Origin of the sequence: Paenibacillus kribbensis, assembly GCF_001705305.1 — a bacterium.
Lineage (GTDB): Bacteria > Bacillota > Bacilli > Paenibacillales > Paenibacillaceae > Paenibacillus > Paenibacillus kribbensis_B.
This window is the reverse complement of the sequence record NZ_MCBP01000022.1, coordinates 1-20643: the sequence shown is the minus strand read 5'-3', so window position 1 is coordinate 20643 and position 20643 is coordinate 1. Positions and strand designations below refer to the sequence as shown.

Genomic DNA, 20643 nt, shown 5'->3' with positions numbered 1-20643 from the left:
AATTCATTGAAATAATTAATTTTGTTTTAACTTTCCAATAACACAGGCGGTGAATTCAAGCTTTACACTGGGGTCAGTCAGAAGAACAGGCGGGTAATGCGATGAATCAGGATCTATATATTCACGGGTTGAGTAAAACCTTCGGTCATATGACTGCTTTGCACGAGACGAATCTGCTGGTGCGGCGGGGAAAATTCACAACACTGCTCGGTCCGTCCGGCTGCGGGAAAACAACGCTTTTGCGCATGATCGCCGGGCTGGAGACGCCAGATAGCGGCACGGTCTCGTTGGGGGAGGAAATTCTGTTTTCGGCTGAACGTAAAAAGGATGTGCCTGCACATCTTCGTCATTTCGGCATGGTGTTTCAGGACTTCGCGCTGTGGCCGCATATGACGGTGTTTGAAAATGTGGCCTTCGGCCTGCGTGCAGGCAAACAGGCGAAACGATCCGGTCGCGGGCGCGGCAACGAGCTGCGAACAGCTGTCTTGGAGGCACTCGACAAGGTCAGACTGTCTGGAATGGAGGATCGGTATCCTCATCAGCTGTCTGGTGGTCAGCAGCAGCGGGTCGCTTTTGCCCGCGCCGTTGCCAATCGGCCCCGGCTCGTACTGTTCGATGAGCCGCTCAGTGCATTGGATGCGGTATTGCGGGAAGAAATGCGCATTGAAATGCTGTCGCTGGTGCGCGATCTGGGTCTGACCGCCTTGTACGTCACCCATGATCAAGTCGAGGCGATGTCGATGTCTGATGAGGTGGTCGTCATGAAAAACGGGCATATATTACAGACGGGAACGCCGGAGGACATCTATGGTCGTCCATCTCATCCAGAGGTGGCGAGGTTTATCGGTAAATCGAACTGGCTGGAGCCGGAACGGATGCTCTTCCGCCCTGAGCATGTCCGCTGGGAACAGGATCAAGAGGAACAGCTTGCTTTTACAGTAGAGGTTCAGCATGTCAGCTATGTGGGAGATCGATACGAGATTCGTATGCTGGCTGAGAATGGGGAGCAATGGAGCGCTTATCATTCTACCCGCTTGTCCATAGGGGAACGAAAGCAAATTTGGGTATCACCGCACTACGTCCATCAACTCGAACCATAGGAAAAGGGGTATACACAAGATGATGAACAGACATGTTTTTCGTACAGGATGGAAAAAAGGCGCAATGCTCGCCTTGACATTAACCTTCGGAATGGCTGTGGCAGGCTGTGGAGCGGCGACACCCTCCAAGGGAGCGCAAGCGACAGGGACAGCCGGACAAGCCGGGGCGGCATCCAGTGATCAGAAGCTGGTCGTCTACAGCGCAGGCCCGGATGGGCTGGCGAAAAAGCTGGTAGCAGGATATGAGGCGAAAAGCGGAGTTAAGGTCGAGCTATTCCAGGGAACGACCGGTAAAATTCTGGCTAGGATGGAAGCAGAGAAGACGAATCCGGTAGCAGATGTGGTGGTGCTGGCATCTCTTCCGTCCGTGCAAGGCTTGAAAAAAGATGGACTCACGCTGCCCTACCCTGAGGCCCACAATGCGGATAAACTGAATCCCGACTGGTCTGACAAGGAAGGCAATTATTTCAGTACCAGTGCCTCGGCGTTAGGTATCGCGTACAACACGAACCTGGTGAAGACGCCGCCGACATCATGGGCTGATCTGGCAAAGCCAGAGTATAAGGACCAAGTTAACATTCCGGATCCGTCGCTCTCCGGCTCGGCGCTGGATTTTATGACAGGCTATCTGAGCGCCAAGGGCGATGGGGGCTGGATGTTGTTTGAGCAGTACAAAACTAACGGTGTTGCCATGGCAGGCGCGAATCAGGAAGCGCTGGACCCGGTCATTACCGGAGCCAAAAGCATGGTTGCAGCTGCGGTCGATTACATGACCTACAAAGCCAAGGCCAAAGGCGAGCCGATTGACATTGTTTATCCAAAGGAAGGAACAGTAATCAGTCCCCGCCCGGCGGCCATTCTCAAATCAACGCAGCATGAGCAGAATGCCAAGGCATTCATTGACTATCTGCTGTCAGACGAAGCACAGAAGCTGGTAGCGGATGCTTCTCTGCTTCCGGGCCGCACGGATGTCAAAGCCGACAAGCGCGCCAATCTGGATGAAATCCCCTTGCTGGACACCAATTGGGAATGGATGGGCGACAACGGGGCCGACGTGACGGAGAAGTTCACGCAAATGTTCAAGTAAGCGGATGGGAGTTTTATCCGTCAAACAGATCCGGGCATGGTGTCTGACGCTCGCTCTGATCGTGCTTGCTCTCCTGATCGTAATGCCGTTGCTGCAAATTTTTATCCAAAGTGTGTATGTGGATGGGACATTTCAATGGATGGCACCTTTTCGGACGTTGGCTGAATCCCGATTTGCGAGTGTTCTATTCAGCTCCATTTGGCTGGGCATCTGTGTTATTGCTGGAACAACTGTGCTTGCACTTCCGTTGGCGTGGATTATGTCCAGCACTCGTCTTGCAAGATGGCGCTGGTTGGACGTAGTGCTGCTGATTCCGTTTATGACCCCGCCCTATATCGGGTCCATGGGCTGGATTTTGTTTATGCAAAAGAACGGGTATCTGGTGCAGCTGCTTCCAGAGCTTCATGTCTTCATGCCGCCCTTTTTCAGCTTTGGCGGCATGGTGATGATCATGAGTCTGCATCTATTTCCGTTTCTGTACCTGCTGCTGCGCAGTGCGCTGGTGAGAATCGGCGGCAGCCTGGAAGAAGCGGGTGCTGTGATGGGCGGCAGTTTTTGGTACAGGTTCCGCCGGATCATTTTACCCCTGCTGCTTTCGTCTTACGGAATGGGTGCATTGCTTATTTTCGTCAAAACGATTGCGGAGTTTGGTACCCCCGTCACCTTTGGACGGCGTATCGGATATGAGGTCATGACATCGGAAATCCACAAATATATTTCCAGCTGGCCGATTGACTTCGGCAAGGCGACGTCACTGGCTTCGGTGCTTTTAACGGCCTGTCTGCTGGTCTGGTATGTGCAATCGGTAATCAACCGAAAATACACGTATAGACTGGTTGGGGGCAAGGGTTCTCGTCCTTCCCGTCTTCGTGTGTCGAGCCCAGCGACAGGGCTAAGTATTGCTTTTATTCTATTATTGCTTGTTGCGTCTATTGGCATCCCTTATTTCTCCATTATCGCCGCTTCTACTATGAAGCTACGGGGAATCGGACTGGCCTGGGACAACTTTACGCTCGATTATTACAGGGAGTTGCTGTCCTGGGGCTCGGAAAGTATGGAGGCATTGCTGAACAGCGTATTTCTGTCTTTGGGCGCGTCGACGATTGCCGTCCTGCTGGGCACATGGTTTGCGCTTGTCGTGGGCCAATCACGTACTGTGCTCCAGCGGACGGTGGATGCCTTCAGTCTGTTGCCGAACACAGTTCCAGGGATTGTGATGGTCGTCGGTCTTATTTTATGGTGGAACTCGCCATGGATGCCTATTCCGTTGTACAACACTTACGGCATGGTTATTCTGACGTATGTGATCTTGTTTGTGCCTTATACCGTCCAATATGTCAAAAGCGCCTTTACGCAGGTAGACACAGCTCTCTTTCACGCAGGTCAGGTGTTTGGTGGATGTCCATTTTATGTATTCCGCCGGATTGTGTTGCCGCTGATTTTGCCGGGGATGCTGGCGGGGTGGATGATGACCTTCACCATCGCCTCGCGCGAACTGGTGGGTTCATTACTGATTCTGCCGCCATCCGTTCAGACCTCTGCGACCTACATCTTTGCCCAATTTGAACAGGGACAGGTGTCGCTCGGCATGGCGATGGCAGTCATATCAGTCGGATTGACTACCCTGCTGCTGATGGTGATGGAGATTCTAAACTCGCAGAGAAAGTGGAAATGATAATGACCAAGCTTCGAATTTGGGGCGGAGCTGGTGAACATGGCCGCTCCTGCTATGTTTTTGAAGGAGAACAGCACCGTATTATGCTGGATTGTGGTGTGAAAAAGGAAGGGATCGGACAATACCCGGTATTCCCGCCTCGGGAGGCACAGAGACTATCCGCTGTATTGCTGTCCCATGCGCATGAAGATCATTCGATGGCGCTGCCCTTACTCTATAAGTATGGGTATCGTGGAGAGGTTTGGACGACCAGAGCTACTGCAGAGCAGTTGGGTTCCTATTTTTGCTCCTGGCATTCTTATGTAACATCGAGAGGCGGACAACTTCCTTACGATGAACGGGATATAAAAGCTATTACATACCGCTTTCTGGAGGATGATGTGCCATCAGGTGTATGGCGGGAGGCTTGTCCGGGTGTGCAAATCATGTGGGGGCGCAGTGGGCATTTGGCTGGTGCAGTGTGGTTTGGAGTAGAATTGGAAGGAAAGCGTTTGTTTTTTTCGGGAGATTACAGCCGAGAATCTGAGCTGCTCGCTGCGGATGCGCCGAGCATGAACACGGGGAAGAGTGCACCTGACAACCCTGTAAGGATGCCGGATATCCACCTGGCGGATATCTCCATAATGGATAATGCCTATGGCATGGATAAGGACCCGCAGTCTGTGAAGCTGGAGCGGCTGCGGGCTGAACTGGAGCAGATATTAGCATCTGAGGGGCATGTGCTACTGCCTGTGCCAGCCTTTGGCCGGGGGCAGGAGCTAACTGTTTGGGCCAGAGAGCAGTTCCCCGGACAGACCCTAATTGTAGAGGCGGACATATGGCAGGGCTTACAGCGTTTAAGCGGCTGGAGAGAATGGCTGCGTCCGGAAGCTCCTGCGCGAATAGAACAGGTGCTGAATAATGACAGGGTCTTTGTGCCCCGTAATAATGAAGAACGAATGAGACTGCTGGAGCAGAACACTGCGGCTATTATCGTAACCGGAGACGGCATGATGGACTCACCACGCGCACGCTGGTACTATCAGTACCTGTCTGATCATCCGAGTAAGGGTGGTGGTACGAACAGCAGAAAAATCAACAATAATGGAGTTATATTGACTGGGCATGCTTCAAGGGGATCTTTTGGCAAACATCTGCTGGATTGCACGAATCAGAAGACGGATCAAAAGGACCGCTGCATCGTTCGGCATTTGATTTACAAGGTGCATCAGGGAGTGGTGGATGTGAGGCATATGTTGAAGCGATTTCCCAGCAAGCAGGTTGTGCTCGTTCATGCGCCGAAGTCGCAGACCGATCTTGTATGTGATGAGCTAATCAGAGAAGGCTGGACCGGACATGAAGGGTCTGTAAAAGCTATCTACTCTCTGGAGCCGGGCGCAACGTTAAAGGTTTAGCTGATCATGTGGTTTCAGAAATTGTCCAACTTTATCATTTACTTCGTGCCCTCCTGCATTAATCGGAAGGCGTCCACTTCGCCAAGCTTGGTGGAGATAGAACTACGGCCAGTGCTTTTGCGAAGGCGCAACGGTGTAGCGGTTCGCTTGAGCAGTGCTTTGATTTCTGCAGGTCCCAGTTCCGGTCTCAGGGAAAGGAGAAGTGCAATGCTCCCGGTTACATGGGAAGTAGCCATAGAGGTGCCGCTCATTTCGTGATGCCTGCCGTATATCCAGGAGGAGATGATTTTCTCGCCAGGGGCGTACACGTCTACAAATTGTCCCCGATTGCTGAAAGGTGCGATGCGTCTGTATTTGTCGGTAGCTCCGACCGAGATGGTCTGGGAATAGCGGGCAGGATAGTCAATACTGCGGCGCTTGCCCTCATTGCCCGAAGAAGCTACGATCACGATCCCGTTATGATAGGCTTTGTTCACCATATCAAGCAGTGCCTTGCTGCGTGACTTCATGCCAAAGCTCATATTGATGATATCGACACGATTTAGCACACACCAGTCGATACCGAGAATAATGTCGGAGACGTAGGCGGCTCCGTTATAGTCAAACGCTTTTACTGGATGAATCAAAGCCCTTGGTGCTACGCCGACCATACCTCCATCATAGTTGGATGCAGCGATAGTGCCGGCAATATGAGTACCGTGACCGTTATCGTCATAGGGTAACATCGTCCGGTTAAGCAAATTAATGCCTCTGCCAAGAGAATGACGAAGATCAGGATGTTGAAAATCTGCTCCTGTATCGATCACCCCGATTCTGATCCGATTGCCTGTGGAGGAAGGCCAAGCCTTGTATGCACGGACCTGCTTGACTCCCCAAGGCATGGGGAGGTTTTTCTCTGCTTTCGGTATATGGGCTGTTTCTGCGTGAATCTTCATGCGCGTATCTTCTTCAACGGTAACGCCGTTGTGATATTTGCCCAGCCTGTCTCCCGCTGGAAACGGGGCGATTAGAGCGCGGATCAGTCGGGCCGGTTGTACTTGCCTTAATCCCGCAAGCTCAGGTTTCAGCTTCCTGAGATAGGAGAGGCATTCCCGGTATTGATGAGGCTTATCGAACGTAATGATCTGTTTGTGCCGTCCACTGCCGGACGGCTCCGAAATACCCTCATGCAAACGCTGCAAAAAACCCGGATAGTCCATTTGAGACGGTCCCCCTCCGATGAGCCATGCTGAGGTATTGTATGAGCAAGCGTAAGCGACTGCATGGGAAACCTGCCCCTTTTTTATGGAAATAGGCCTGCTTGTCGTGTCAAAGTGATAGAGGACACATACGATACATGGAGAGCATAAGCTCTTGTGCAACAACTTTGGGGGCATCTCCCGAAGCGGGTACAGTCGAAGACGGGGGAGACTCCGTCTTTTTACATGTACCGTCTTGTGTATAGGGGTTTTTTTGGAAATTGTGTCGATACCCATGTTTAACTTGCAATTTGCTTCCAAATAGGTTTTACTTAGTTTTGATAATGGATATGTTAGTATTGCATGTATCGTATATGCACTGAAACATGTTCTTGTGAATTACGTGTGAGAGGAAGTGTCCCTAGGTGAGTACCCCACTCAACTTAAAGATTGACCCGGAGAAAGTCCACGAGACCCCGATGGTGGATTTGGCATTTATGGTTTTGAAAGCGGCCAATACTCCATATTATTACCGTGACCTGATGAATGAAGTCGCCAAACTGCGTGGCTTGTCCAACGAGGAAATTAATGACGTTATCGCTCAGCTATATACTGAAATCAACATTGACGGGCGTTTTGCCTGTGTCGGTACGAATCTGTGGGGCTTGAAACGTTGGTATCCGGTGGATAAATCCGAAGATGCTCTGACAGGCGCCAAGCGCCCTCGTATTATTAACGACGAAGACGATGACGACGAAGACGACTATCATGAGGAAGAAGAACCCTACAACTCTGATGACGACTTCGATGCAGATAGTGAAGACGAGGACGGCGAAGATGAGCTGTTCGACGGTGAAGATGACGATAGTGATGAAGACGTAGTCATAGACGACGAAGACCTCGGTGATGAGGACGATACAGAAGATGAAAATGACGAGGATTCGTTGGATGATGACGACGATTCGCTTCGTTAGGAACAAATTGTAAGGGGAGATGTGTTCTCCCTTTTTTCGTGACCGTTTTCTTGAAATCCCTCCTGATTTGAAGCTTTCAGGTGGATTCATTCCAATCTTGTGCAATGGGTAAATTAACACAGATAACTTCCTTGACAGGGGATTGGACACGGGGTAAACTATTGCTTGGGCTTATGATTGATTCACTTATATGTTTGCTTTTTTGTATAAAAGTGCCCCGTACTACGGGAGTGCTTTTTTGTTTTTTATAGGGGTGTTTTCACTCATGAAAGAGGGCTAAGGGCGGCGGTGTGGAAAATAAATCCGCTGCCTTCTTCATGGATGATAATCCGTGTAAACGGGTTACGATAACATCATAATGTCGCCTGAATTTTGCATTTTATCTAGGAGGGTTTTGAACAGTGACAAAGTATATTTTTGTGACAGGCGGGGTTGTGTCTTCCTTGGGCAAAGGGATTACGGCAGCTTCACTGGGAAGGCTTTTGAAGAACAGGGGACTAAAGGTAACGATCCAAAAATTCGATCCTTATCTGAATGTTGATCCGGGTACCATGAGCCCTTACCAGCACGGTGAAGTGTTTGTAACGGATGATGGTGCGGAAACGGATCTCGACTTGGGACACTATGAACGCTTTATTGATATTAATCTGTCCAAGAACAGCAATGTCACAACAGGCAAGGTATATTCCAGCGTAATCAGCAAAGAGCGTCGCGGAGAATATTTGGGCGGTACAGTACAGGTTATCCCTCACATTACGAACGAAATCAAGGAGCGCGTGTACCGTGCAGGCCGCGAAGCGGGTTCGGACGTCATTATTACAGAAATTGGCGGTACTGTGGGTGATATTGAAAGCTTGCCGTTTTTGGAAGCTATTCGTCAGCTTAAAAGTGAGGTTGGGCGCGAAAATGTAATGTACATTCACGTAACGCTCATTCCTTATATCAAAGCTGCTGGTGAGGTTAAAACCAAACCAACTCAGCACAGCGTAAAAGAACTGCGCAGCATCGGCATTCAGCCAAATGTCATTGTTTGCCGTACAGAGCATGAACTGTCCTCCGATATGAAGGCCAAAATTGCGCTGTTCTGCGATATCGATGCGAACGCTGTGGTAGAATGTCGCGATGCTTCGACCCTCTACGAGGTTCCGTTGAACCTGCGTGAAGAAGGTTTGGACGAAATCGTCGTTAACCACCTGAAGCTGACAACCCCTGCACCGGATATGACGGAGTGGGAAGGGCTGGTTGATCGAATCAGCAAGCTGGATAAAACAGTTGAGATTGCCATTGTTGGTAAATACGTCGCATTGCATGATGCGTATTTAAGTGTGGTTGAATCCCTTTCCCATGCCGGATTCGATGCCAATGCGGACGTGAAAATCCGCTGGGTGAACGCTGAAGAAGTGACAGACGAGAACGTAGCGGACATGCTGGGCGGCATTGGCGGCATTCTCGTACCGGGTGGCTTCGGCGATCGCGGGATTGAAGGTAAAATCAGCACGATCCGTTATGCGCGTGAGAACAAAATTCCGTTTTTCGGCATTTGTTTGGGTATGCAGGTATCTGTCATTGAGGTTGCCCGTTCCCTGGCTGGTCTTGAAGGAGCCAACAGTTCGGAAATCAACCCGGCTACAGATTACCCTGTTATCGACCTGCTGCCTGACCAAAAAGACATTGAAGATTTGGGCGGTACGATGCGTCTTGGCTTGTATCCGTGCAAACTGGTGGAAGGTTCCCTTGCTGCGGCTTGCTACAACGACGAGCTGGTATACGAAAGACACCGTCACCGGTACGAATTCAATAATGAATATCGTGAAGTTATTGAAAAAGCAGGTCTTCGTATTTCTGGAACTTCACCGGACGGACGCTTGGTGGAAATTGTTGAGCTTCCAGAGCATCCATGGTTCCTGGCCGTACAATTCCATCCGGAATTTACTTCCCGTCCGAACCGTCCACAGCCTTTGTTCCGTGAATTTGTAAAAGCAGCATTGCAGCTTCAAGGTTAATGTAGCAACGGCTTAAAAGACCTCCTCAGGAGGTCTTTTTTTTACCCCATGATTCCTGTTTATGAAAGAAAGTTCCACAATTATGTATAAGAGAAGGATTTTCTTTTTGCAGGATCGAATATAGTTTTAGGTATGGGACGGATATTGTACGTCATCGGACGCTGTTATGGCAATAGCTGCATGATCCACGTTTTAAGATCTTAGGAGGTTAAAACATTGGAAAAGAAAAAAGTATTAATCGTCGATGACCAGAATGGAATACGAATTTTACTGATGGAAGTGTTCGGAAGTGAGGGTTATGAGACCTTTCAGGCAGCGAACGGAAAAATTGCACTTGAAATTGTTGAAAAGGAACCGCCTGATCTGGTTCTGCTGGATATGAAAATTCCGGGTATGGACGGACTCGAAATCTTGAAGCATTTAAAGGCCATGAATCCCGATATCAAGGTTATTATGATGACAGCGTATGGTGAACTGGACATGATTAAAGAGGCGACGGAGCTAGGTGCGCTTATGCATTTTACCAAGCCTTTTGATATTGACGAAATGCGAATTGCTGTGAACAAACAACTCAGGGGTGACTAGATCAGTCACTTTGGTTGAGAACTCTGTTAGCCCAACAGGGTTTTTTGTTTGTGTTTATGGGAAATACTGAAAGTAAATCCTCTCCTTATACAATTCTATGATAAAACGGCGTCCTGAGCGTGATTTTTGTATGTGTTGATATGCAAAAGCTTGTTTAGTATTTAACATGGGTTGTGGTATAATAAGCCCGTATGTGATGTCGGCTAAAAAGATAGACAAACCCAAACACCTTTAGGAGGACTGTAACCATGCCATTGGTATCTATGAAAGACATGTTGAACAAAGCACTCGAAGGAAAATATGCAGTAGGTCAATACAACATTAACAACCTGGAGTGGACTCAAGCTATTCTGGGCGCTGCTGAAGAAGAAAAATCTCCTGTAATCCTGGGCGTTTCTGAAGGCGCAGCTCGCCACATGGGCGGATTTTACACTGTTGTTAAAATGGTTGAAGGACTTATTCATGATATGAAAATTACGGTTCCAGTTGCAATTCACTTGGACCATGGTTCCAGCTTTGAAAAATGTAAAGAGGCTATCGACGCTGGTTTCACATCTGTTATGATTGACGATTCCCATAGCCCAATTGAAAAAAATATCGAAACAACGAAGAAAGTTGTTGAATATGCACATTCCAAAGGCGTTTCCGTTGAAGCTGAAGTTGGAATGGTTGGCGGTCAAGAAGATGATGTTGTAGGTGACGTAATGTACGCTAAGCTGGACGATTGTGTACGTATCGTTAACGAAACAGGTATCGATACACTGGCTCCTGCACTGGGTTCCGTTCATGGACCATACAAAGGCGAGCCAAACCTGGGCTTTAAAGAAATGGAAGAAATCCGCAATGCTGTGAAACTGCCGCTCGTTCTTCATGGCGGAACAGGTATCCCTACACATGACATTAAAAAATCCATTTCCCTGGGCACTTCCAAAATCAACGTAAACACTGAAAACCAAATTGCATTTGCGAAAGTGGTTCGTGAAGTGCTTGCTGCAAAACCAGATGCTTACGATCCACGTACATTCATCGCTCCAGGTCGTGAAGCGATCAAACAAACGGTTATCGGTAAAATTCGTGAGTTCGGCTCCAACAACAAAGCGTAATAATGAGTGAATTGGTCGTGCCTTTGCACGAACTAGATCCATTTTTGGGTTGCAGATGTAGTTCTGCTGCACAAAATATTTAATTTTGTATAGTTGAATAGTTTGATATGGAAAGCACACCGCTTAGCCGGTGTCTTTCCATTTTCACCACTAAAAAGTTGAAGTTTCGTTGTTTTAGTTTATAATTTGACCGACTGCAAAACACGTAGGGGGACCCTCAAGCTTATGGAAAAATTGATGATCACCGGTGGACGACCGCTTCAAGGTACAGTTTCCATCAGCGGTGCCAAAAACAGTGCCATCGCCTTGATTCCCGCCGCCATTCTGGCAGAGTCGGAAGTCATTTTGGACAATTTGCCGCTGCTCAGCGATGTGGCGGTGTATTCCGAAATATTAGAGGAACTTGGCGCAACGGTTGCCTGGGAGGGCAGCCAGATGAAAATTGATCCGTCCTCTATTAAATCCATTCCCATGCCGAATGGACCGGTTAAGAAATTACGAGCTTCCTACTATATGATGGGAGCTATGCTGGGCAGATTCAAGGAAGCGATTATCGGTTTGCCAGGAGGGTGTAATTTTGAACCCCGGCCCATTGATCAGCATATCAAAGGTTTTGAAGCGCTGGGTGCTACGGTGACGAATGAGCACGGTGCTATTCATTTGCATGCCAAAGAGCTGCGTGGTAACAAAATTTACTTGGATGTCAGCAGCGTAGGGGCTACGATTAACATCATGCTGGCGGCCGCACGTGCCAAAGGCGCCACAATTATCGAAAATGCGGCTAAAGAGCCTGAGATTATAGATGTAGCAACTCTGTTAAACTCCATGGGGGCCATTATTAAGGGCGCTGGCACGGAAACGATCCGTATTGAAGGCGTGTCCGAGCTACATGGCTGCCGTCACTCTATCATACCTGACCGCATACAAGCGGGCACATATATGATTGCTGCTGCGGCTACCCGTGGCAATGTATTAATCGACAACGTAATTCCCAAGCATATGGAGGCCCTTACTGCAAAAATGCAAGAGATGGGTATCGGTATCGAGGAATATGACGAAAGTATTCGTGTACTCGGTACGCCTCGTTATGAACATGTCGACGTTAAAGCCTTAGTTTACCCCGGATTCGCCACGGATTTGCAATCTCCTATGACCAGCTTGCTTACCCAGGCGCAGGGTGTTAGTGTATTGAGCGATTTTGTGTACAGCAATCGTTTTAAGCACGTCCCTGAGCTGGTGCGAATGGGGGCCAAGATCCGCGTAGAGGGTCGTTCAGCCATTATTGAGGGTGGCCGTTTGAATGCGGCAAAAGTCAAAGCGGCTGATCTGCGAGCCGGAGCAGCACTTGTCATCGCTGGACTTACGGTGAGTGAAGGTGTAACCGAAGTGACAGGTGTCGAATATATTGACCGTGGTTATGATCACCTTGTCTCCAATCTGCGTCATTTGGGCGCGGACGTATGGCGTCAGACAGAATAATTTGAACTCCGAAATGGATGAACAATAGAATGGGTAAGCTCTGTGCAGCTGCTGCTTGTTACAAGATTGTGGTTCATACGTAACAATCTTTTATCGGAAAACCGGAATAATTCGGTATAATTCAGGCAGACGGCTGCATAACTTTATTTGTTTTGGTTAAAATTATGTTAGTGGTGTTTATGATATCATTGTCTATCATTTAGATGTATGAATGGACTTAATAATTGAATAGGTGGTTATTATATGGATCTGCAAATTTCCGATCTGGAAGAAATGAAGCTGACCGACCTGTACAAGCTGGCCAAGCAATACCAGATCCCGTACTACGGAACGCTCAAGAAGAAAGAATTAATTTTTGCCATCCTGCGAGCGCAAGCTGAGAAGAGCGGATTGATGTTTATGCAGGGGGTTCTGGAAATACTTCCTGAAGGTTATGGCTTTCTGAGGCCGATCAACTATCTCCCGAGTACCGAAGATATTTACATCTCTGCTTCACAAATCCGCAAGTTTGACTTAAGAACAGGCGATCTTGTATCCGGTAAATGCCGAACGCCAAAAGAAAATGAACGATATTTTGGATTGCTTCAAGTTAACGCAGTCAATGGAAGAAGTCCTGAGCAAGCTGCTGAGAGGCTACATTTTCCTGCACTGACTCCACTTTATCCGCAAACCAAATTAGTCCTTGAAACTTCCCCCAACCATTTGTCTACAAGAATTATGGATGTACTGGCCCCTGTCGGTCTTGGACAGCGTGGACTCATTGTAGCACCTCCCAAAGCTGGGAAGACGCTTCTCCTCAAAGAAATTGCCAATAGTATTTCTACCAACAATCCCGAGATTGAGCTTTTTGTCTTGTTGATTGATGAACGCCCCGAAGAAGTGACCGATATGCAGCGTTCTGTTAAAGGTGAAGTAGTGGCTTCTACATTTGATGAGCTTCCTGAAAATCACATCAAAGTGGCAGAACTGGTATTGGAGCGTGCGCTGCGCCTTGTGGAGCATAAAAAGGATGTTGTTATCCTGTTGGACAGTATTACACGTTTGGCTCGTGCGTACAATCTCGTTATTCCTCCATCCGGTCGTACTTTGAGCGGGGGTATTGATCCGGCGGCGTTTCATCGTCCAAAGCGCTTTTTTGGCGCAGCACGGAACGTGGAGGAAGGCGGCAGTCTGACAATCCTTGCTACAGCGTTGATTGATACAGGATCACGCATGGATGATATCATCTATGAAGAGTTCAAGGGTACTGGCAACATGGAGCTTCATTTGGACCGCAAATTGGCAGAACGTCGTATCTTCCCTGCCATTGATATTCGCCGTTCCGGCACACGTCGCGAGGAAGTGCTGTTGAACAAGGAAGAACTGGATACCATTTGGGCTATTCGTAAAAATATGACGGAAAGCCATGATTTTGTGGAAGGCTTCCTCAAAAAGCTGCGCAACAGCAAAAATAACGCCGAATTTTTGGCTTCGTTTGATTTGACGACACCTTCTGGTGGATCGCCAAGCAACTCGGGCGGTCAACAACGGAGAACCACGCGTTCTACCGCAGCGTCGGTCCCGGCCTCGACCAACTAAACCCAATTCATGTATTTTATCTGTTCCGCAAGATCGTGGCCGTTACGGTACATTCTGTTAATGGTGTGTTATTTGACGGAGCGAAAGGAGTTCCATAATGTATTTGGTGTATGCCGACGAAAAAGGCAATGTATATGATCATGCTTCTTTGTATGGGCTTGCCCGCAGTGCAGACATGATTGTCGAAATCATGGAGGATGAGCTTATTCCGCTACCGGAAGGAGCTACACTGGTAGGTTTGCCCAACACCCGCCCGGTCGGTATGAACCCTGAAACTGGGGAAATGGTTTCTCTTCCTGGAGATATGCAGGCGGTAGGGGCATTGTTGCCGCAAGGTTTTACGCGTTTGTGTCTGCCGGGGTATGTGAAAACTGATAAAGAATATAAACTCCCCTTGTTCGGTTATTCTGCCGTAGTCTGGAAAGATGGAGCATTTTATGTAACCGCAGAGCAGAGTGACAGTCCGTCCAAATGGAATCCTGAAAACTGTGACCGTCATCAGGTCAAGCTGGGGGTTCAGCGGATGACGGAGCAATATCCGGAAAACCGACTGTACCAACATTTGTCCAACTGTGCGTTAGGCTACGAATGTCTTACTTCCTCGAATACATTCCTGAATCGCTGGGAAGGAGGGGTTCCAGTATCTTATTCTTGTAATGCCGGTTGCTTCGGCTGTATATCTGAACAGCCGGATGACAGCGGCTTTGTGTCTCCGCAAACAAGAATGAATTTCCGCCCCCGTGTCGAAGAAATTGTAGAGGTCATGCTGGAACACTTGAAAACACCGGAGTCCATTATCAGTTTTGGACAAGGCTGCGAAGGTGAGCCTTCCACTCAAGCCAAACTGATTATTGATGCAATCAAAGAAGTGCGTTCCGTTACCGATATGGGATATATCAATATTAATACGAATGCGGGCTTGAACGATCATATCCGGGGCATCGTAGATGCAGGCCTTGATCTGATGCGGGTCAGCACCATTAGTGCGCTGGACGATCATTACAATGCTTATTACAAGCCTAGGGGCTATACGTTAGCCAATGTAGAAAAATCACTCCGATATGCCTCCGAGCAGGGTGTATATACGTCGATCAACTATCTGATATTCCCTGGTGTAACTGACCGGGAGGAAGAAATTGAGGCGATGATCGAGTTCGCCAAACGTACTAAGCTCAAGCTGATTCAGATGCGTAATCTGAATATTGATCCTGAGAGCTATTTGGAGTTGATTCCACCTGCTCAAGGAGACATACTTGGCATGAAGCAAATGCTTGAGATTTACCGGGAAGAGCTGCCTGATGTCGTTATCGGGTCTTATACTCATGTACCGCCACCGGGACAGGCACGCCCCAAATTTGCCAGAGCTAAAAATGCTCAATAGCAACCCGAAATATACCTGTTTTACGTCAGGGTGCTCAAAACAGGTATTGAAACACTTATATTCAAGTGCTATAATTTGAACATGTGTTCATACAACTCTGGACCGATAGGACGTTCAGGGCGGAAAGAGGTGAAAGTTAATGCAACAAGCTATTCAACCGAAGTTTAACGTAACTAGTGTTACTTGCGCTTGCGGGAATACGTTTGAAACCGGCTCTGTGAAAGAATCTCTGCGTGTGGAGATTTGCTCCGCTTGCCACCCGTTCTTCACAGGTAAGCAGAAGTTTATTGATGCTGGTGGACGCGTGGATCGTTTCAAAAAGAAATACGGCATCTAATGAGTTGCCACAAGTTATAAAGTTACTAGAGCCTTCTGCAATTGCGGAAGGCTCTTTTTGCCGGTATTTGCTATTTGCTTTTTGTACAGCCATGAGATATACTTATTTTCACCGTGCTAGATGGGGAGGTAGCGGTGCCCTGTAACTCGCAATCCGCTATAGCGAGGTTGAATTCCTGTTAGAGGTGTTGTTGATGTGAGGCTGGTCCCTGCGCACAATGTTGACGGTTGGGTCCTCCGCAATGAGTACTTGTGAACCTGGTCAGGTCCGGAAGGAAGCAGCCATAAGCAAGCCCACTCTTGTGCCGGAGGGTTGCCTAGCCCGAGTTGTTGTTCAGGGTTGCCGCTCGGATCACAACGATCAATAACAGGTGCACGGTTTATATCTGGAATCAGAACATCTTGGCAGTCCATGCGAAGATGTTTTTTTGTGTTTATAATTGGAAGGTGTCCGGTTTAGATTCGGACGGGAGTATAGTATAATGAAGTGACTGTAAATGGTCATGAAAGTGAATGGGAAAGAGGGTAACGCGCATTGGAACATATAGCGTTGTACCGTGCTTGGCGGCCTCAGGCCTTCAAAGACATGGTAGGACAACAGCATATTATCCAGACATTGCAGAACGCCATTCGTGAAAATCGCACGTCCCATGCTTACCTGTTCAGTGGTCCGCGAGGAACGGGGAAGACAAGTGCGGCCAAAATTTTGGCCAAGGCAATCAACTGTGAGCATGGACCTGCGCCGGAACCTTGCAACGAATGCGAAGCCTGCAAACGGATCACGGCCGGGGCAGTTATGGATGTACAGGAAATTGATGCAGCCTCCAACCGGGGCGTTGAAGAGATTCGTGATTTGCGCGATAAAGTCAAATATGCGCCGACAGAAGTGCGGCACAAGGTTTATATCATTGATGAGGTGCACATGCTGACGACGGAAGCGTTCAATGCGCTGCTGAAGACGCTGGAAGAGCCGCCGCCACACGTCATGTTCATATTGGCCACGACAGAGCCACATCGGATTCCGGCGACAATTATTTCACGCTGTCAGCGTTTTGACTTCCGTCGAGTATCGCTGGAAGAGCAGACAGAACGCCTTGACCTGATATGTCGACAGGAGAACATACAGGCAGATGCGGATGCGCTGCAGTACATTGCGCGTCTTTCAGATGGCGGGATGCGGGATGCGGTTAGCGTTTTGGATCAGATATCCTCGTTTACAGACGGCCCGGTTACCTATCAGCAGGTGCTGGATATGACGGGAGGCATTGCGTCCGAACAATTCGGCAAGCTTGCGTTGGCGTTGTTGAAAGAAGACGTGGGCACGGTGCTTCAAATGATCGAGAACTTTATGCAGGAAGGTAAAAGCGCGGATAAGTGCATGGAGAATCTCCTGTACTATTTCCGGGATTTGCTTATGATCAAGATGGTGCCACAGGCCACTAAAATGACAGAGCGAGTCCTGGATTCGGAGCAGTTCAGGGAAGTAGCAGATGCCTTTACCAAAGAGCAACTCTTTGCGATGATCGACACCCTTAATCGTTATCAGAGTGAGATGAAATATGCTGTTCAGCCGCAAACTTTGTTTGAGGTAGCTCTGTTGAAGCTGTGCAGCATTCCCGGGGAAACGGGAGCTATTGCTCAGCCGACAGCTCAGCGATCTGGCGCTGTTGCCGCTGATCAGGGAGATGTAGCAGCGTTGAAGCGTCAGCTTGCTGAGCTGGAGAAGAAGCTGGAACGCGCGTTGCAAGGTGGATTGGCCGTCGGGGCGGGACAGGAGGCCTCATCGGGTGGGCGTCAGGCTTCCGGTGGTCGTGCTCCTGCTCCACGAATTTCTGCTCCAGCCAAGCTCCCCCCTCAGCTGGATCGTTATATCGCCGAGAAGTCGAACGAAGCATTTGCAGCAACGGGGCGTAAGTGGAGTCAGATTTTGCAGGGAGTCAAAGAGGCAAAGGTCACAGTTCATGCATGGTTTATGGACGGTGAGCCGGTTTCTGTGTTAGAGGACAGCGTGCTGGTAGCCTTTAAAAACAATATTCATCGTGAAACTACCGAAAAGCCTGCGAATAAGCAGGTTATTGAGAAGGTTCTGCATGAACAGTTGGGCCATCCATATCGTCTGGTGACGATGATGCAAAAGGATTGGAGTGCTGCGATTGAAGGAGTTTCCGACCAGCCTGCCGAAGAATTCCAACTGGAGCCGGAGCAAGATGCGCCGGGAAAGTCCAAAGAACCCTGGATTGATGAAGCAATTCAGCTTTTCGGGGAAGATCTGGTAGTTATTAAAGATTAAATCAAAGTTATACTTCATTAAAGGAGATGATTGAAATGAATAATATGAACCAAATGATGAAGCAAGTGAAAAAAATGCAGGAACAAATGCTGAAAGCCCAAGAGGAGCTTGGCGAAAAAGTAATCGAGGGTACTTCCGGCGGCGGTGTTGTGACTGTAGAGGTAAATGGGCATAAAAAAGTGTTGTCCATCACGATCAAACCAGAGGCTGTAGATCCTGATGATGTGGAAATGCTGCAAGATCTGGTGCTGACTGCGGTCAATGATGCTTTGTCCAAAGCAGACGAACTGGCTAATAATGATATGGGCAAATTTACAGGCGGTATGAAAATTCCGGGTCTGTTCTAGTCTGCCGCAAAAAGGAGAAACACACCATTGTATTATCCGGAGCCGATCGCAAAGCTAATTGATGCTTTTACACGCCTGCCGGGAGTGGGGCCAAAAACGGCTGCCCGGTTGGCTTTTCACGTACTGAAGATGAAGGAAGATGATGTGATTGATTTTGCCAAAGCGCTGGTCAATGTGAAACGTAATCTTCACTTCTGTTCAGTCTGCGGCAATATTACGGACACCGACCCTTGTCGGATTTGTCAGGATAAGACGAGGGATGCTTCCGTCATTTGTGTTGTTCAGGATTCCAAGGATTTGGTAGCCATGGAGCGTACCAAAGAATTTGATGGTTTTTACCATGTGCTTCACGGCGCGATTTCTCCTATGGAGGGAATTGGTCCTGAAGATATCAAGCTCAAGGAATTACTGACTAGGCTCAGTGATGAACGCGTCAAGGAGCTGATTTTGGCGACGAATCCGAACATTGAAGGGGAGGCCACGGCCATGTACATTTCGCGGCTGGTGCGTCCTTTTGAGATCAGGGTAACTCGTATTGCTCACGGATTGCCGGTAGGTGGAGATTTGGAGTATGCCGATGAGGTCACCTTGTCTAAAGCGCTGGAAGGCCGCAGAGAGCTCAATTAGCAGGTGTATTTTTATACGTTATAGATATGAGTGCTGAATGTCCTATGAACATTCTGAACACGCTTGGGGGAGCCGATTTGGCTCCTTTTTACTTGCAACGATAACGTGAGTATGAATCGTTCCCGGTTCTAAGTTTGTCCTCTGCTCAATAAGTATGAATAAGGAAGTCTTGCAGACTGTAAACACAATTCAGCTTGTGAGGAGGATGAATGGATGTGGGAACGGGTGAAGCGAAATTTTCGTCGGCAGGAACACAACAAATCAGAAGCAGAGTATCGGCAGGAATTGTTTGCCCAGATTAGAACTTCGCATGCGGAATGGCTAAGAGCACATCGTATGTTTCATGAAGCTACCGGTAAGGATGAGATCGATTATGCCATTTTTGTTCTGGAAGCCGCGGAGCGTAAATATCAAATCCACTTAAAAAGTGCCAAGCAGCAAGGCTTACATCGTTTTCACCTACCTGCAGATGAACCGGGGTATGTTCATGATCCGGATCGTGAACATAAACGGAGAGCAGAATGAGAGGGGCGGTCTGGCTTGTTCTGATTGCCTGTGTCGTGGTACTGGCATATCTGATTCTTAAAAAAAATCTGGGTATCGGTTGGCTGGCGGTGTTCGGGGCGCATATGGCTTTAGCGGCAATCGCGCTGTATATTATCAATTATTCAGGGTGGATCACGCAAGTGTATATTCCGATTAATCCGGTGACAATGGGGACAGTAACGATATTAGGCTTGCCTGGGATTGCACTTCTATTGGGATTGAAAATGATGTTATTCGGACAGGCTGTATGAAAACCTATATATGGAAAGCCATTAATTTTAAAATATAGTTGACGGCAAATTCGATTATGTGATACATTAATTCTCGGCTCTTGAAGCCCGGGAATTTTTTTGTGAGAACAACACTTGAATGAAATTAAAAAAAGATTTTAAAAAAGTGTTGACTTAAATCCCGAATATGTGTTATATTAATCAAGTCGCCGCTGAGACGCGGTGGTGAAACAAAGCAAGAAAAAAAGTGAGATTATTATGCGAGTTTGATCTTTGAAAACTGAACAACGAGTGAGTAAATGGTGAAGGTTTCGGACATGCTTAAAGCTGAACGGAACTGGAGCGAAAGAGATAATATTATCTCGTCAGATTCAACATGAGCTAATCGCTCTTTCTATAACCAACCTCGGTTGGTCTTTAATGGAGAGTTTGATCCTGGCTCAGGACGAACGCTGGCGGCGTGCCTAATACATGCAAGTCGAGCGGGATTATTTAGAAGCTTGCTTCTAAATAATCTAGCGGCGGACGGGTGAGTAACACGTAGGTAACCTGCCCACAAGACAGGGATAACTACCGGAAACGGTAGCTAATACCCGATACATCCTTTTCCTGCATGGGAGAAGGAAGAAAGACGGAGCAATCTGTCACTTGTGGATGGGCCTGCGGCGCATTAGCTAGTTGGTGGGGTAAAGGCCTACCAAGGCGACGATGCGTAGCCGACCTGAGAGGG

General features: G+C 48.3%; 18 protein-coding genes, 1 rRNA gene and 1 other RNA gene. 19 read left to right on the top strand and 1 reads right to left on the bottom strand.

The genetic code is table 11. From position 1 onward, the window contains the following. Positions 1–101: 101 nt before the first annotated feature. The 4 genes from BAZ21_RS25760 to BAZ21_RS25745 are packed head-to-tail and all read left to right on the top strand — an operon-like array spanning position 102 to position 5256. A complete protein-coding gene (locus BAZ21_RS25760) occupies positions 102–1100 on the top strand; it encodes an ABC transporter ATP-binding protein (protein ID WP_068505677.1) in 999 nt (332 codons plus the stop codon). Positions 1101–1119: 19 nt separating this feature from the next. Next, the gene (locus BAZ21_RS25755; RefSeq protein ID WP_068505676.1) at positions 1120–2187 is read left to right on the top strand and encodes an ABC transporter substrate-binding protein; all 1068 of its coding nucleotides are present in this window, start codon (positions 1120–1122) and stop codon (positions 2185–2187) included. Positions 2188–2191: 4 nt separating this feature from the next. After that, entirely contained in the window at positions 2192–3862 is a 1671-nt protein-coding gene (locus tag BAZ21_RS25750; protein ID WP_068505675.1) for an ABC transporter permease, read from the top strand. Next, positions 3859–5256, top strand: coding sequence for an MBL fold metallo-hydrolase (locus tag BAZ21_RS25745; RefSeq protein WP_068505674.1), 1398 nt, complete (start codon positions 3859–3861; stop codon positions 5254–5256). Before BAZ21_RS25750 ends, BAZ21_RS25745 begins: the two co-directional genes overlap by 4 nt. 38 nt (positions 5257–5294) lie before the next feature. On the opposite strand, the gene BAZ21_RS25740 is transcribed toward BAZ21_RS25745, so the two are convergent. Continuing rightward, positions 5295–6455 (bottom strand): S8 family peptidase, encoded by a 1161-nt coding sequence (locus BAZ21_RS25740; protein WP_068505673.1) that lies wholly within the window; start codon positions 6453–6455, stop codon positions 5295–5297. A 404-nt stretch (positions 6456–6859) separates the two neighbouring features. Here BAZ21_RS25740 and rpoE point away from each other — a divergent pair, with 404 nt between their 5' ends. From rpoE to BAZ21_RS25665, 15 genes are all read left to right on the top strand, one after another. Then, positions 6860–7408 carry a DNA-directed RNA polymerase subunit delta gene (rpoE, locus tag BAZ21_RS25735; protein WP_068505672.1) on the top strand — a complete coding sequence of 183 codons (549 nt, stop codon included), beginning with the start codon at positions 6860–6862 and terminating at the stop codon, positions 7406–7408. Between the two features lie 401 nt (positions 7409–7809). Then, positions 7810–9411 carry a CTP synthase gene (locus tag BAZ21_RS25730; RefSeq protein WP_007428113.1) on the top strand — a complete coding sequence of 534 codons (1602 nt, stop codon included), beginning with the start codon at positions 7810–7812 and terminating at the stop codon, positions 9409–9411. A 216-nt stretch (positions 9412–9627) separates the two neighbouring features. Continuing rightward, positions 9628–9996, top strand: coding sequence for a response regulator (locus BAZ21_RS25725; protein WP_010346583.1), 369 nt, complete (start codon positions 9628–9630; stop codon positions 9994–9996). Positions 9997–10244: 248 nt separating this feature from the next. Further along, the gene (fba, locus tag BAZ21_RS25720) at positions 10245–11099 is read left to right on the top strand and encodes a class II fructose-1,6-bisphosphate aldolase (protein ID WP_010346584.1); all 855 of its coding nucleotides are present in this window, start codon (positions 10245–10247) and stop codon (positions 11097–11099) included. A gap of 225 nt (positions 11100–11324) precedes the next feature. Continuing rightward, on the top strand, positions 11325–12578 hold the full coding sequence (locus BAZ21_RS25715; RefSeq protein WP_068505671.1) for a UDP-N-acetylglucosamine 1-carboxyvinyltransferase: 1254 nt from the start codon (positions 11325–11327) through the stop codon (positions 12576–12578). Positions 12579–12821: 243 nt separating this feature from the next. Beyond that, entirely contained in the window at positions 12822–14156 is a 1335-nt protein-coding gene (gene rho / locus BAZ21_RS25710; RefSeq protein WP_068505670.1) for a transcription termination factor Rho, read from the top strand. Positions 14157–14253: 97 nt separating this feature from the next. Then, positions 14254–15537, top strand: coding sequence for a radical SAM protein (locus tag BAZ21_RS25705; protein WP_068505669.1), 1284 nt, complete (start codon positions 14254–14256; stop codon positions 15535–15537). Positions 15538–15676: 139 nt separating this feature from the next. After that, complete coding sequence (gene rpmE, locus BAZ21_RS25700) at positions 15677–15874, top strand: 50S ribosomal protein L31 (protein ID WP_068505668.1); 198 nt, start codon at positions 15677–15679, stop codon at positions 15872–15874. Between the two features lie 111 nt (positions 15875–15985). After that, an RNA gene (ffs, locus tag BAZ21_RS25695) (signal recognition particle sRNA large type) lies at positions 15986–16252 on the top strand. A 156-nt stretch (positions 16253–16408) separates the two neighbouring features. Further along, positions 16409–18163 (top strand): DNA polymerase III subunit gamma/tau, encoded by a 1755-nt coding sequence (gene dnaX / locus BAZ21_RS25690; protein ID WP_068505667.1) that lies wholly within the window; start codon positions 16409–16411, stop codon positions 18161–18163. 35 nt (positions 18164–18198) lie between these two features. Further along, positions 18199–18510, top strand: a complete 312-nt coding sequence (locus tag BAZ21_RS25685; RefSeq protein ID WP_068505666.1) for a YbaB/EbfC family nucleoid-associated protein — start codon at positions 18199–18201, stop codon at positions 18508–18510. A 27-nt stretch (positions 18511–18537) separates the two neighbouring features. Beyond that, positions 18538–19137, top strand: coding sequence for a recombination mediator RecR (gene recR, locus BAZ21_RS25680; protein WP_068505665.1), 600 nt, complete (start codon positions 18538–18540; stop codon positions 19135–19137). A 213-nt stretch (positions 19138–19350) separates the two neighbouring features. Then, on the top strand, positions 19351–19662 hold the full coding sequence (locus BAZ21_RS25675; RefSeq protein ID WP_068505664.1) for a DUF2508 family protein: 312 nt from the start codon (positions 19351–19353) through the stop codon (positions 19660–19662). After that, entirely contained in the window at positions 19659–19934 is a 276-nt protein-coding gene (locus BAZ21_RS25670; protein ID WP_068505663.1) for a pro-sigmaK processing inhibitor BofA family protein, read from the top strand. The genes BAZ21_RS25675 and BAZ21_RS25670 overlap by 4 nt, the downstream gene beginning before the upstream one ends. 396 nt (positions 19935–20330) lie before the next feature. Next, positions 20331–20643: ribosomal RNA gene (locus tag BAZ21_RS25665) — 16S ribosomal RNA — on the top strand; the annotation flags it as partial.